The 14,265-nt window shown below is 44.2% G+C and carries 15 protein-coding genes and 1 pseudogene; 10 read left to right on the top strand and 6 right to left on the bottom strand.

The genetic code is table 11. The features are described 5' to 3' along the window. Positions 1-511 precede the first annotated feature (511 nt). Together JCM19037_RS10530 and JCM19037_RS10525 are read left to right on the top strand one after the other, a co-directional pair. Positions 512-1,276: an ABC transporter ATP-binding protein gene (locus JCM19037_RS10530; RefSeq protein ID WP_042400787.1), complete on the top strand. Its 765-nt coding sequence runs from the start codon at positions 512-514 to the stop codon at positions 1,274-1,276. Continuing rightward, on the top strand, positions 1,273-1,887 hold the full coding sequence (locus JCM19037_RS10525; protein ID WP_042400784.1) for an ABC-2 transporter permease: 615 nt from the start codon (positions 1,273-1,275) through the stop codon (positions 1,885-1,887). Before JCM19037_RS10530 ends, JCM19037_RS10525 begins: the two co-directional genes overlap by 4 nt. 6 nt (positions 1,888-1,893) lie before the next feature. Here JCM19037_RS10525 and JCM19037_RS10520 read toward each other — a convergent pair whose 3' ends face one another. Together JCM19037_RS10520 and JCM19037_RS10515 are read right to left on the bottom strand one after the other, a co-directional pair. Beyond that, complete coding sequence (locus tag JCM19037_RS10520; RefSeq protein WP_042400780.1) at positions 1,894-2,787, bottom strand: LysR family transcriptional regulator; 894 nt, start codon at positions 2,785-2,787, stop codon at positions 1,894-1,896. Between the two features lie 28 nt (positions 2,788-2,815). Then, a pseudogene (locus JCM19037_RS10515) lies at positions 2,816-3,561 on the bottom strand (sulfite exporter TauE/SafE family protein). A 251-nt stretch (positions 3,562-3,812) separates the two neighbouring features. Between JCM19037_RS10515 and JCM19037_RS10510 the strand changes: the two are divergent. From JCM19037_RS10510 to JCM19037_RS10500, 3 genes are all read left to right on the top strand, one after another. Further along, entirely contained in the window at positions 3,813-4,856 is a 1,044-nt protein-coding gene (locus JCM19037_RS10510) for an amidohydrolase family protein (RefSeq protein ID WP_042400778.1), read from the top strand. Positions 4,857-4,870: 14 nt separating this feature from the next. Then, complete coding sequence (locus JCM19037_RS10505) at positions 4,871-5,218, top strand: Rieske (2Fe-2S) protein (RefSeq protein WP_238544664.1); 348 nt, start codon at positions 4,871-4,873, stop codon at positions 5,216-5,218. A 674-nt stretch (positions 5,219-5,892) separates the two neighbouring features. Continuing rightward, entirely contained in the window at positions 5,893-6,414 is a 522-nt protein-coding gene (locus tag JCM19037_RS10500; RefSeq protein WP_042400776.1) for a topology modulation protein, read from the top strand. 25 nt (positions 6,415-6,439) lie between these two features. On the opposite strand, the gene JCM19037_RS10495 is transcribed toward JCM19037_RS10500, so the two are convergent. Further along, positions 6,440-7,387 (bottom strand): alpha/beta hydrolase, encoded by a 948-nt coding sequence (locus tag JCM19037_RS10495; RefSeq protein ID WP_193744728.1) that lies wholly within the window; start codon positions 7,385-7,387, stop codon positions 6,440-6,442. Positions 7,388-7,539: 152 nt separating this feature from the next. On the opposite strand from JCM19037_RS10495, the gene JCM19037_RS10490 reads away from it, so the two are divergent. Beyond that, complete coding sequence (locus tag JCM19037_RS10490; RefSeq protein WP_042400773.1) at positions 7,540-8,022, top strand: hypothetical protein; 483 nt, start codon at positions 7,540-7,542, stop codon at positions 8,020-8,022. A 195-nt stretch (positions 8,023-8,217) separates the two neighbouring features. After that, positions 8,218-9,045 carry an STAS domain-containing protein gene (locus JCM19037_RS10485; RefSeq protein ID WP_042400769.1) on the top strand — a complete coding sequence of 276 codons (828 nt, stop codon included), beginning with the start codon at positions 8,218-8,220 and terminating at the stop codon, positions 9,043-9,045. A gap of 38 nt (positions 9,046-9,083) precedes the next feature. On the opposite strand, the gene JCM19037_RS10480 is transcribed toward JCM19037_RS10485, so the two are convergent. Both JCM19037_RS10480 and JCM19037_RS10475 read right to left on the bottom strand, forming a co-directional pair. Further along, a complete protein-coding gene (locus JCM19037_RS10480) occupies positions 9,084-9,851 on the bottom strand; it encodes a hypothetical protein (protein WP_042400766.1) in 768 nt (255 codons plus the stop codon). 326 nt (positions 9,852-10,177) lie between these two features. After that, positions 10,178-10,789 (bottom strand): hypothetical protein, encoded by a 612-nt coding sequence (locus JCM19037_RS10475; protein ID WP_042400763.1) that lies wholly within the window; start codon positions 10,787-10,789, stop codon positions 10,178-10,180. Positions 10,790-10,915: 126 nt separating this feature from the next. On the opposite strand from JCM19037_RS10475, the gene JCM19037_RS10470 reads away from it, so the two are divergent. Further along, positions 10,916-12,178, top strand: coding sequence for a S41 family peptidase (locus JCM19037_RS10470; RefSeq protein ID WP_042400759.1), 1,263 nt, complete (start codon positions 10,916-10,918; stop codon positions 12,176-12,178). Positions 12,179-12,441: 263 nt separating this feature from the next. Here JCM19037_RS10470 and JCM19037_RS10465 read toward each other — a convergent pair whose 3' ends face one another. Continuing rightward, the gene (locus JCM19037_RS10465) at positions 12,442-12,927 is read right to left on the bottom strand and encodes a hypothetical protein (protein ID WP_152549029.1); all 486 of its coding nucleotides are present in this window, start codon (positions 12,925-12,927) and stop codon (positions 12,442-12,444) included. A 176-nt stretch (positions 12,928-13,103) separates the two neighbouring features. Between JCM19037_RS10465 and JCM19037_RS10460 the strand changes: the two genes are divergently transcribed. Both JCM19037_RS10460 and JCM19037_RS10455 read left to right on the top strand, forming a co-directional pair. Continuing rightward, entirely contained in the window at positions 13,104-13,706 is a 603-nt protein-coding gene (locus JCM19037_RS10460) for a TetR/AcrR family transcriptional regulator (RefSeq protein WP_042400757.1), read from the top strand. Beyond that, a complete protein-coding gene (locus JCM19037_RS10455) occupies positions 13,699-14,244 on the top strand; it encodes a DUF4256 domain-containing protein (protein ID WP_042400754.1) in 546 nt (181 codons plus the stop codon). Before JCM19037_RS10460 ends, JCM19037_RS10455 begins: the two co-directional genes overlap by 8 nt. Positions 14,245-14,265: the final 21 nt, after the last annotated feature.

The raw sequence follows: 14,265 nt of genomic DNA, 5'->3' as shown, positions 1-14,265 counted from the left end.
CCGTTTATGTGCACATCCACGTTAAAAATGATGATTTTTCTTTCCAAAATGTCACAAATATGAACTTATGAGGCATTTGAGCTTCTTTTTCTACACCCTAGCCAATAGGCAGAAAAGTGTACCGCGTCGCCCTTATAGTCTGGACTACATAGTAGACACGGTGGCGGGGTTCGCCACCGATGTCGCCCTTGTGCTCTGGAGTACATAGAAAACACGGTGGGCGTACTTTGACCACCGATGTTGCACTTGTGGTCTGGACTACAACCCTCCCCCAGCAGTGAAAAGCAACAACTAACGGTGCTAATCAGAAAAAGGTTTAATTCATACCGTATAGGAGAAGAATCCTAGATTATTTTAACGCAATTCTGAAGCAATATCGATGAATATTGGTAAAGAATGATTCCTAATCCCTGTCTTTGCAAGATGTTGAAATCATTAGTCAAAACAGTACTCGGTGTAGCAGGTATACATGATAGGATGGAACGTGAATCTATCGCTGAAGGAGAGTCTTATGGACCATATTCAATTTAATCAAGTTGTAAAAAAACGCGGCGATTTTGAACTGAACATTCCGTCTATAACGATCCAGCAAGGGGATATGCTTGGTGTGATTGGGAATAACGGTGCTGGAAAAACGACAATGATGCAGATGGTTTTAGGATTACTAACGCTTGATTCTGGCGAGCTTCGTCGCTTTCATGACGGGGAAGAGTTCCATGATGTTGGGAAGTGGAAGCAAGATGTCGGCTTCGTGTATGACGACTTGCTCATGTATGACGATATGAAGCTCTCAAGACTTGGCAAGTTTCTTTCGGAACAATATCATTCTTGGGATGATGACCACTACCGATCGATGCTCCAGTCGTATAAGGTAGATGAAAACAAAAAGATTAAGAGCCTTTCGCGAGGCATGAAGATGAAAGCTGGTTTTGCCATGGCAATGGCGCACCGCCCCCGGTTGTTAATGTTAGATGAGCCGACGGCTGGATTGGACCAAAAATCAAGAAGGCAAATGCTTCGGTTGTTGAAAGAAGCCAATGAACATGGTGTGACGGTGATTTTTTCTTCTCATATTTTAGGAGATATGGAAGAGTTGGCCGGTTCAGTTTGGTTGATGGACGAAGGAGAAGTGAAGGCGCACGGTGAAGTGGATGACCTGAAAAGCCGCTTAGGAAAAGACGAGGAAGGAAACGTCATCGCTAAAGAAGACGGAAGTGAAGACCTTGTCTCCTTAGAAGATCTTCATGACTTTTATTTAGGTGGTGAAGACGTATGATATCCTTATTCAAACTAGAAATGTGGCTATTCCGATATAGCCTTCCAATACTCGTCATCGGTCCATTTTTGCTCGGATGGTTTTTTCCATCGGACAATGTAGTTAGCCCGTTAATCATCATTCTCGTACTGTCAATGTCACTCGTGCAGTTGGAAGAGAAGAATGGTGTCGCCCGGTTTATGAACTCACTGCCCCTAAAAAGATCAGACATACTACTCGCCCGTATTCTCGTGATTAGTACGTGCGGCTTTATGTGGGTGTTTTTTGAAAGCTTGTCGAGAGTGATGAAAGGTACAGCAATCACACCAGCACTCCTATTTTATATGGTTTCAATGATCGTGATGATCGTTTTACTTGCGACAATTTTGGCTATCACACTTAAACTGATGCGACCGGGAATATTGCGATGGGTGATCGTATTTGTTGTGTACGGTGTTGCAATTATACTGATGACTCTCGCCACGACAATCGGCACACAATGGTTTGCAGAACAAGTATCATCGTGGGTAACCTATAGTGCTACACTCGGAACAGCCGTTATCGGTGCACTATTGTTTTGGCTCATCTTTATAGCCGGAATGGCGATCCACAAAAAGCAAGATGTTGTGTAAGCATATCTATTTGTGTGCCGCTAGTTGCTTTTTCGTTTCTGCTAAAAACGAAGCAACAGAGGGCTTCTCAAAGCGCTTGTGCTTTTTGACTGCCCAAAGAGTTCGATGAATGGTTAGATCAACAATCGGGACGTGAACGAAAGCGCCGTGCCCGATTTCTTGTTCTACGACTAAGCGCGAGACGAACGCATAACCGATGCCTGACAACACGGCACTCTTCACAGCTTGGGTTGTGGATAGCTCGATGTATGGCGAGAGTCGTGTTTTCTTCCGCTCGGGCAAATGTTGTTCAACGATTCTTCGTGTGCCAGATGCTTCTTCTCGAGAGATGAGGTGGTGAGGGGATAAGTCATCGATCATGATCGATCTGTGCGTGGCCAACGGGTGAGTTGGTGCGGCAATGACGACAATCTCATCAGTGGCAATCGGTTCTTTCGTAAAATCATCTCCTTCCACTTCACCTTCAACAAATGCGAGGTCTAGTTCATCGGCATGTAAAAGGTCGAGAATGTCCGGGGTGTTAAGAATTTGTAGTTGCAATTCTCCCTGGTATTCTTGTTTGTACGAGCTAATGATCTGAGGGAGCACATATTCTCCTAGCGTGTAGCTGGCGCCGATTCGTAGTTTGGATTGGGTGTGCTGTTGTATAAACAGAACGGCTTCTTTGGAGTTGTAGAACTCAGACACGATGGCGCGTGCATGCGGATAAAGTTGCTTGCCGGCTTCGGTCAAGGTGATTCTTCCTTGTTGTCGGTTAAATAGCAGGCAACCAAACTCCTCTTCCAAGTCGCGGACGCTCTTCGTGACGGACGGTTGGGTAAGGTATGCTTCCCTGGCAGCACTGCTAATGCTGCCCTTTTCGACAATAAGGCAAAATAATTCAAACGTGTGAATTTTCATCGGGTGTCCTCCTGTTCATCTAACCGTCTCATATTACGAGTAGAACCGCAATGACGAACACGAGAACTGCCAATAGTTTCGTGATGGACGAAGCGTTAAATCGTTTGGAGATGCGGGCGCCAACGTATGCGCCGATAACTGCGCCGGTTCCGCACCAGAGAAACAGTTGCCAATCAATCGTACCTGCGCCGACAGCAGAAGCTGCGCCGACAAACGAATAGATGCCGAGTGCTAAAACGGAGGTAGCCGTTGCTCGGTAGGCATCAATGCGAAATAAATAAATGAGAATGGGACGAGGAGCCAACCGCCTCCAATGCCAAAAAATGAAGAGATCGTTCCGATCATTAATCCAATCACAAGTAACAAAAAGAGCCTTGGTTGCTCATTGGACGAGGTGTGGCAAACTTCAGCTGCCTCAGGTGGCTTTTTACATGTAATATAAATGCCTAGGCCTACGAGTAAGACCGCTAACCCATATTGAAACCAGTGCTCAGAAATTTGCTGTACGAAAAAGAGACCGACGAACGTTCCAGGAATGGCGGCGACGCCAAAAAGAACTCCTTGTCGGATCAACACTCTTCCTTGTTTCAAATATACATAGATCCCACTAATACTATTCAGGAAAACGATCGCTAAGCCGGTTCCTGCGGCAATGTGCGACGGTGTATCAAAAAATAAAATGAGGAACGGAACGATAATAAACCCTCCGCCTGCACCAATAATGATGCCGTACACACTTGCGATAAAACCGAGCAGAAACAATAAAATACTCATGAAGTTCATACCTTCTCTCACGTTGTTCCTTCTATCTTTACATAGTTGTTCGTGGATTTGGCTTGGTTTTGTGAAGCGTTATAGCCTATAACAAAATGGCATAGTTGAAAATGTGTCACTGATGCTCACTGAATATCACTGGTGTTCACTGAACGAGCTCATCGCTTTATACGGGTGCTCAGTCGGTTTGTCTGCACGCGTTCCCCTATGATACATTTTTCAAAAAGTTGTAGTGTAAAGGGGATGAGTGAATGAAGTTAATCGATACAGATATACATGAACGGGTAAGTTATGAACAGTTATTGCCGTACCTTGAACAACCGTGGAAACGGTATATTACTGATAGCAATTGGGTTCAGGAGAAACATATGCCGTATACACAGCCGGCGGTTGCGGGTGTGGATCGTGCGGATGCGAGGGTTCCTGATGGGAGACCTGCTGGTTCTGATCTCGGTTTCATGCAAGAGCAATTGCTTGATGCGAATAATCATGAATACGGCATACTTACAGGTGCACTGGATCCATCGCCGTCGTCGATGCACGGGTGGTATGAAATGGCGACAGCGCTGGCGAGTGCATATAACGATTGGCAAATCGAACATTGGCTCGAGCGAGATGAACGGTTGTACGGTTCGGTGCATATCGCCGCACAAGATCCTGCAGGGGCGGTTCGCGAAATTGAGCGTGTAGGAAGCCATCCGAAAATGGTTCAAATCTTGCTTCCGATTGATGATATTTTGTGGGGCGATCCGTATTATCATCCAATCTATGAAGCTGCGCAAAAACATGACTTGATGATTGCGATGCACCATAATGAGCCACCGGTTTATTTTGGAAAATGGCCACGGTATTTTATCGAATGGCACACGTTAATTCCAACATCACATATGAATCAAGTGACGAACATGATCTTCTCAGGCGTGTTTGAGAAGTTTCCGCGCTTAAAACTCATGATGATTGAAGGCGGATTTACGTATGCTCCATTCTTAATGAGAAAAATGGATCAGCAATACAAAGACTTGCGCCATGAAGTACCTTGGGTGAAGCGGATGCCGAGCGACATCGTACGTGAGCATCTGTGCTTTACGACCCAGCCGCTAGAAGAGCTAAAAAAGTGGGAAATGATGCAAATGATTGATCAGATGGGAAGTGATCGCAATATTGCGTTTTCCACAGATTATCCACATTGGGATTATGATTCTCCGGAACGCGCCTTGCCGCCTGGACTGGATGATGAACTAAGACGGAAAATCTTTAGCGAAAATGCAAGAAATTTTTACCCAAAACTTCCATAGGAGATGAAGCACAAATGCAAAAAGTGGTAGGAACGACAGCGGACTTGTCCCCGGGAGAAATGATGGAAGCGGAGTTTAACGGCCGGTCAATTGTCGTTTGCCGAGCTTCTGACGGCGAATTTCATGCGTTCACTAATGTATGTCCTCATCAAGGAGCTCCTTTGAGTAAAGGGAAATTGTGCGGGGCACCCGTTGCAACAGAACAAATTGGCGAATATGACTTTCAACATGAAGGGACATTCTTCGTTGCCCTTGGCATGGCCGTGAATTTAATATTAAAAATGAAGGCCGCACACTTGCCGCAGATGGAAAGCAGAAGCTACGTGAATACAAACTTTCTATTGAAGATGAGCAGATCATGATTCATAAATAGGAATGAGAGGGCGACCTGAGAAGGTCGTCCCTTTTGTATAAGTGTGCCAAGCTGGCGGAGTTAAGGTGATGAGACCGATTGTTTCGGCTTGGATCGGGTCGTTCTTGGTTTCTGAACACGCACATAATTGGGATATACTGGAATTAGGTGATCTAGATCGCACTCAAAACGGTCTAGATCACGTTAAAACGATGGTTTTTACCACATAATCGGTGATCTAGATCATTTTCTTGATGATCTAGACCACTTTTCACTGTTTTTTGGCACTGGCGGGGGCGACGGAGGCTTATTTTTGGGAATTTCTAGGGGATTGCGATCTAGATCACTTTGGAACACCACGACGATCTACGAACGCTCATTTCAACGCCGAACTTCAATCCTCTTTTCATAAAAACCTCAAGAGCTAGCAACGATCGGCACCGGAGGTGCCGAAGATAAACCGTACGGTCTTCGGAATGTCTTGTTGGTCTTTGCGACCGAACAGAGTGGTGGAATTTCTTACACTGAGGAGGTTGATGCAGTTACAACCCCAAGAAACAGGCAGTTACTTCTAGATCGCTTTTACAGGAACGCAGATCACCACCGAATAATGTAATGCAAAATTCCTTTTTTTAACTCATTTTGTAGTATACTTGTGTATTGCACTAGAGCGGGAGGGGTATGATGAATAGGATCATGGTGATGGGTGTTTCCCCAGGAGTTGGCAAGTCAACGTTCGCTAGAGAACTTGGCGAAGAGCTGCACATGAATGTGTATCATCTGGATGCTTATTTTTGGAAGCCTGGCTGGGTGATGAAAGCTGTTGATGAATTTGCTGCTGAGCAACAAGAGATTGTAGAACGTGAACAATGGATTATTGAAGGGAATTACAACAATACGTACGAGGTTCGTGTCGCCCGTGCAGACACGATTATTTATTTAGAGCTTCCTCTCTACGTATGTCTTTATCGTGTGTTTAAACGATGGATCAAAAATTTCGGGCGAACTCGTTCTGACATGGGTGAAGGGTGTAAGGAGAAACTAGATGTTGAATTTATTCGTTATATTGTGACAACGTATAACCGACGCAAAAAAACGATGAAGAAACGGTTGCAAGCATTTGAGGAACAGCGCTCTTTAAATCAAGTGATTGTATTAACGAATAAAAAAGCCATCCGCGCCTATTTGAATACGGTAAGCGGATGACGAGTGTGTGTCTATTAATTTGATGCTACGGCGTGACGATGCAATACATAGGTAGCAGCTTGAATGTACTCAGCATCGTACGTTCACTTACTAGTGCATCCGGCGCAATCCCTTCAAAGCCATGAAATGCGCCGGGATATAAGTGGAATTCTACATCAACACCGGCCTGGCACAGTTTTTGTACGTAAGTGAGCGTCTCGTCACGAAAAGGGTCGAGCTGACCAACGCACGTATACGTATACGGTAGACCGGCTAGATCATTGGCACGAGCGGGTGCGGCATATGGAGATACGTCATCGGTCCCGTTTTTATTGTTCAAGTACATCGCCCAAGCTTTTTCATTTAAATCGTGATTCCAAATCATATGTCCGGTAATTTCAAGGCTTGACGGAGTATTGTTATAGTCATCAATCATAGGATATAGCGGCATTTGAAAACAAAGCTCGGGTCCTTTTCGATCTCGAGCGAGCAAGGCTAAGGCAGCGGTTAGCCCTCCTCCAGCACTTTGCCCACCTACACCAATGCGTGTTCGGTCAACGCCTAGTTCAGCTGCATGTTTGGAAAACCACTCCAAAGCGGTATAGCAATCCTCCAATCCCGCTGGATACGGATGTTCTGGGGCGAGTCGATAATCGACAGAAACAACGACACACTCTGATTCTGTAACGAATCGCTGGCACAATTGTTCATCTCCTTCAGGAGAACCAAGTACATATCCTCCGCCATGGATCCATAACAAACCAGGTAAAGACCCTGAGCTGTCCTTTGGTTCGTACACACGAACCCGAACAGGTGGATGGTCGGATCTTGCTTCGATGGTGCGGTCGGTAATCATTACAGCTTCATTGATTGGGAGGGGAACCATTTCTGCCGCCATCACCATTTGTTCGCGTGTCGCCGTCACTTCATCTAAATCAATCGCTGGAAACGTGAGCAAAGCCTCTTTTAGTTCAGGGTCAATTCGATTTTCCATGGACAACACCATCCTTTTTTGTAAACGCTTACTTTCAGTATAGCAATACGATAGAGAAACGAAAACATTTACGGTGCACATGCATGAAAATAGTCGGAATAGGGTATTGTCATTAGAAGGTACATATAAGAACGATGTGGAGTGTGAAGAGAATGGATGCGAAAGAAAGTATCAAACGAGAACTAAGCCGACATTATCGAAGAAAAATTGCGCTCACACATGCTGTAGAGATCATTGATCAATATTGCCATGAACTTGAGGAAGAGTTAAGTTATTTCCTTGAATTTGCCGATGACGACCTTTACTTCAACCAAGATAAAGGCATCGGGCATTGGGAAGTTGAACTTCCGTTAAAGCGGGAGATCCGGATTACGTTAAGAATTGACGATGTTGGTGAGCCATTGAACGCAGAGGAAATTGATGTGGTCGTAAACAAAGACGGAAAAGCGATCTTTAAAGACGTACTCATCTACAATCCAGAAATTAATGCCGACGGGTTTATTTCTGAAACGATTAATGAAGAAATTTGTAATGATCTGCTGAATAAATACTTTCGTGTGTTGCAACAAGATGATGCGGCAAAACAGTTCATGCGCCGATACGATGACAAGCGGATGGATGAGAGCTCTTCTTAATGAAGGGTTCTTTTTATGTGATGGGGGTTTGCCTAAAACAAGAGTGTCAATGAAAAATCGCGATAACGTATTGTAGTTGCGGCATTGTACTTCACTTATTTCTACAATTTAGTGGTTCATGCAGATGCCCTTTGATTCCAATCGAAAGTTATTTATAATAGTAGTGAAGGATTGATAGAGAAAGAGGGTATAGGGATGATGGACCGTAATAGTCTATTATATGGACGTTTTTTCGAACAATTGCAATCCGTTGTAGAACGAATTGTTGCGAAGACGGCACAGTCAACGTCACGTACATTATCAAAAGATGAGCAAGAATTGCACAGTCACCTTCTGTATCGTTTACTCCAAAAGGTGAAGAAAGAATTGGTCGTGCAAGAATCGACGGAAGATGTAAATTTGGATTACGATCCAACGGACGTTCTCGCTAAGCAAGGTCATGACCTTGAGTATATCGTTGAATTGCTATCCCGCTTTCGCGTTCACGCGCTTGAGGAAATCGAACGAGAGTTGAAGCAGTCGTTTGGAGAGATTGATGACCAAAACCAAACGGAGCACATTTTTCCGTTTATTTTTCGAATGACAGAAATTTTTGACCAAGTGATTGCTAATTCCACTAAATATTATAATAGTCAGCATAAGTTACGCTTATTAAAATTGGAAGAGGAATTGTTAGAGGTATCTGCACCCATCGTACCGGTTCGCGAACACATTTCTGTTCTTCCAGTCATCGGTGTGATGAGTGAGGACCGAGCGACGCACATCTTAAATGAAGTGATCCCGAATGTTGCGAGCAAAGAAGTACAAATTCTCATCGTTGATTTCTCGGGCATTCATATGTTTGATACGTTTGCGGCTTCCCGTTTTTTCACGATTACGCAGACGCTCGCTTTGTTAGGCATTCGTCCGGTCATTACGGGTGTACGTCCTGAGATGGCACAAACGACAATTCAACTCGGTGTGAAGCTTTCGGACTTAGAAGTGTATCGTGATGTGAAGACGGCGTTAGAAGCGTTAAAATAAACCCTCGTTGGTGTTCGCCAACGAGGGTTTGGTTTGCTCTATGATTGCTCTTTTAGTTCCTGTAAACGTTGTTTGGCACCTTCAAGAGATTCGTCGTCGATTGAATCAATCGAAGGTAGGATGTCATCTGCGGATTTTATTGCCTCGTTCGACCGTTCGTGTTGGTCTAATGCCAAGTATACTTCAGCTTGTAACACGTAAGCCCGAAAAAAAACGGGAAATGTGGCATCGTCAACGAATTTAAGAAACGCAACTTCCAACGTATTGCGTGCAGCAAGAGGGTCTTCCTTAGAATTCGCAAAGCGATACGCTTGTGCGAAAGATCTTTCGAATTTCGACTGGAGTGCACGCACTCTTTCATCCTCATTTTTCATTAATTCCTTAGAATCACCAAAGCTTTGAGACAAAATGATCGTATTGTCCGTAGGATCAGTAATGTTCACCCGCCAGTCTTCAGCTGTTTGGTTCATCCTCGAAATGCGCGGCAATCCTTTTACAGGAATTCGGCCATAATAGGCTTTAAGATTAGCGCGAAGCTCATCATAGATCTCTTTTAGGTTCGGGACAATGACCGAGCACCCTCCAACAGTCCCTTCCTCTTCGTGTTTACGGTTGCCAAAGAAACTAAACTCGCCAATTCCTTTTTTAAAAACTTCAGCAAAACGATAAGGAGCCTTCTGATAATACGTAATCTGAAACCCCATCGCTGTATAAAACGCTAAATGATGATCAAATTCATGGTAATCACAATCGAAAATAGGGATCGTCTGGTTGCGATTCAAACCATCGTCGTTTTGTTCACTCATGCTCGTCCACTCCTCTAGTTTTGGTAGGTGGAGAACCATCGTACCAAATACCGCTGAACATTTCCTCTTGTTTTTTGAGTGGGGTAGCGAACATACATAGGGACTAACACTGATAGGAGGTTTGATCACATAAATCGTCCTCGAAGGTAAACCGAATTATTCTTCAATGAAGCACTGCCTTTAGCTAATTTCTCTAGTATTGTTGGTATATCCAAGCACATGAATATTTAGAAATGCAATGTAGAGTAAGGGGATCCAATCGACAGGTTTCGGCTTGCGTATTTAATGTAGCCCTTCGGACTTCTTCATCATCCAAAGAGATTTAGCTACCCTCCTAAACCATCCCACCAATCACTGATGGATTGCAGGATGCGTTGAAAAAAGTTCGGTTCTTCACTGGGCTCTTCAGTCTCCTCTACATCTAGCTCAGGCGTGTCCATCGGTTCAACGTAAATCATTTCGGATCCATACTCCTCATACAGCGCGTCGCGATGGCTTTCAGTATACGGATCGATTCCGACATCGATCTGGTTTTCGAATATGTTTACACTTGTTCCGACAATCTGAAAGTCAAAACCCGTCTCGTCAGGCGGGCCAATAATAATATTCTCTTGCTTTGTGAGCAACTCCTCTTCGGTAAAGGCGACTTCGCGGAATTTGACTTCGTCTTCCTCACTCGTTAGCGCTTGGATGTCTTCTTGTTGTTCGGTAGAAATCATTTCTGTAAAAGAAAGCATTATCACAGCATCTGCAAATTCGTCTTCTCGGTCTAAGTGAAGGCTTGCAAATCGGTCGCTCTCCACATATTCATGGATATAATCTTCAATGGCTTCAATAACGTTCGGTTCAGGTTCGTGTCCTAGATCGTCAGACGCGTTAGCAACGGATGTACCCATAAAGAGCACAAAACCTAGGGTCAGGATAACGTTTCGAAACATCGATACCTCTCCTTTTTTAATGAATAATCTGACTTTATGCATCTGACGTTTCATATGGAAAAAGGTTACAGTTAAAAGGAGGTGAGCAGTACGTTGTCGAAATAGGTCAGAAGAGGGGGCCTACGTATGAAACAAGTATTTTCTAAAGTCGTTGAAACGATGCGTGCTGATTATGCAGGTAGTACGGATAAGCGGGGTTGGGATGATCCAGAGCGATATAGGAAGGAACTCAATAATCAACCATTATCTAGAGAGCAGTTCACGAATGTTGTAAAAGATTATTTACTTGACTTTGAAGATCCACATCTTTTTTTCGTCGATCGCAAACAGAAGGCTGTCGGTCAAAAAGATCGAGGTTTTCAACTTCGACGATTCAAGGATGAGTTATATGTTACGCATGTGGGTCGAGAACAAAGGGTCGTCAAAGGGGATCGGTTCATTCGGTTAGACGATACGCCGGTCCACATAGTAAAACAAACATACAGTCGCCTGCTTCGCAATGAAAAGGCAGAGCGTGAAGACTGGTCAAAAGTGCTCCCGTATGTACAGTCTGGAACATTCATCGATCAACAAGGAGCGGAGCGAACGATTGAATTAACGAATTATCCGTCAGAGCCTCCTGTCGCAGTTCACACTGTCCAGTCACTCGATCAAGACATCGCGTTAATCACTTTAACCGACTTCGCAAACCCTAATGATGTTCATGACTTACTTAAGAGAGAAAGAGAGTCGCTTTCAAAGAAGAAATGGATTTTTGATGTACGTGTGAACCACGGGGGATCAGATGCTAGTTTTCATCCATTATTAGACTATGTAATGCCAATTGAAGGCGTTGAGCTGTACGACGAATCGGAGATGAGTGAGTACTTTTGTACAGAGAACAACACCGATCGAATGGTTCATTTTTTACACGAGCAATTGGAATCTGTTGAAGATCCGGGAACTATCGACGTATTGACGTTCGTGATTCGTGAATGGGAGCGACACCGCGGAGCAGGTTTTGTTGATTTCGATCATCAACAGGTTATTCCAAACACATTTATCCGAGGACGTAGCGATGGACCGGAACACATTGTTCTTTTAACAGACGTCATGTGTGGCAGTTCTGGTGATTCATTTGTTGAAGTGTGCAAAAAGTCTAGCAAAGTGACGGTGATGGGGCGTGCGACGCTCGGTTTGAATGATTACGCAAATATTGTGACCGAAGACGTCGGTGATGGATTTGCGCTCATGTATGCGACATCGAGGTTGAAGCGGATTGATGAAGGAAAAGGGATGACGGGTGTAGGGATTGTGCCCGATATCCATATCCCTTGGACACCCGACCATATCCATACAGATGTTGATCTACATCGTGCGATTCAGTTTTTGAACAAGTCATTCAGTTAGTTGTGGTTTTATGGCTTTTTAACAATAGACGTACCGAGAATTCCTATAATTAATAGGATGATGGATGGTACGGACAACGTGTCAAACCAGTGACCACCGGGAATGTCTGGCAAGCTGTCAATTTGTTCTACGAGTCTAAAGCCAGTGAGTATGAGCCTACGATCAGCAACAGTTGGAATACACGATACATGGAAATCAACCTTTCTTCTGAAAAATATACGTTGCGGAAATGATCGTATCAACGATGAAAAAGATGCCCCAAATCATGGCGACGGAGTAGAATGTTTCGTTCGCATAGGGGGTAGCTCGTAACTTTCGCTACCGAACCAGTCAACGTCTAGTGTGAACAACTCGTTCACCTGTACACCACTCAAAACGAGAAACGACACTTGAGCGACAATGAATACGGTGAGGTGCAGGAGCCAAGTGAATGTGTAATGTTTTGCTTGAAAACGGGGATCCTTATGCTTTTCCATCTCTTCGTAGTCTTTTTTTGTTAACAGGTTTGGTGCGTCAATTCGCTTTCGCATCCACCGGTCCAGGCGCTTGAAATCATGATAACCAAAGGTGATGGCGTACAAAACGAATAGCGTCACGATAATTTGAAAGGCGGAAATTTCACCTGTTTGGCTAAATACATACCAAGCGAGCCACGCTTCAAGAAATGTCAGCAAAATAAACCCAATTAGAAAGAAGACGCTGAATGAAGGTTTTCTTATGATATAGCGGACAACAGCAAATGCAATCAATGAGAGCAATCCGAATATTTCGATTGCGATGAAGATTTCCCATTGAAAAGTAATGAGTAAATCAGAAATGAGGATCACCTCTTTTTATAATTCAATTGAGTTAAAATAAAAATACCATGAAATGAATTAGTGTGCAATGATTTAACTCAACTGAATGAAAATGATATACTTGCTGTATGCCAAAAATAGTTGATCATGACCAAAGAAGAAAACAAATTGCTGAAACGACGTGGGAAGTCATTCGTGAACGTGGGATATCGCAGGCGACGACAAGAAACATCGCATCTCGAGCAGGGTTGTCGCAAGGGGCACTCAGACACTATTTCCCAAAGCATACGGATTTAATGATGTTTGCGATGGACTTAGTTATTGAACGTGTGACCGAGCGGTTACAATCGTTGGATCAAAAAGGATTAGCGCCGCTTGAGAAAGTGGTTGAATATTTGACAGAATTACTCCCGACGAATGATGCCAAGATGTTAGAAATGGAAGTTTGGTTTGCCTTCGTGTCCCATGCTCGCTCAAGTTCAGAGCTGGATGTTCAGTACGGTCATTTGCAAACGGCAGTAAAAGACGTGATTGTATTTCTCGACAACCAAGGAATACTACATCCTGATTTGAACGTTGCATTCGAACAAGAAAAATTGTACGCGTTTATTAACGGGCTAGCTCTTAATTTATATTTGGAGCCGGGAGTAAGAACAGAGAGTCAAATCAAAGAAATGATCGTAGATGACGTAAAAAAACGAATGGTTAACAAGGAGAGAACAGATGACTGATAACAATCAAGAAGAGATGGTGAGCCTGTTAGCTGAACGGTTCGACGCAAACATGCACCGACATGAAGGGATGGAATGGGAAGTGGTTCGAGAAAGAATCACACGTGACCCGAAGCACCTTTTGGCGCTCCGGACCATGGAAGATACAGGAGGTGAGCCTGATGTGATCGGCTACGACGAAACGTCAGACACGTACACGTTCGTCGATTGCTCTAAAGAAAGTCCAAAAGGCAGAAGAAGCGCCTGTTATGACAAACAGGCTCTCGAGTCACGAAAGAAGTTTCCGCCGAAACACAATGCGATCGATGCCGCCGCTGAAATTGGGATTACCATTCTTACTGAGGAAGAATACCGGGCGTTGCAACAAGTTGAAGTGGTGGACACAAAAACATCCAGCTGGATTCATACCCCTGCAGATATTCGAGAACGGGGCGGGGCACTCTTCGCAGATTATCGGTACGGGCATGTGTTTATCTATCATAACGGTGCTGAGTCATACTACGGGGCGCGCGGCTTTCGTGGGAAGCTAAATGTGTAATGAAAAGAGGCCACCTTCGGT

It is taken from the genome of Geomicrobium sp. JCM 19037 (genome assembly GCF_000698105.1).
In the GTDB taxonomy this organism is placed as follows: domain Bacteria; phylum Bacillota; class Bacilli; order Bacillales; family Marinococcaceae; genus Geomicrobium_A.
This window is presented reverse-complemented; position numbering and strand designations above follow the sequence as displayed.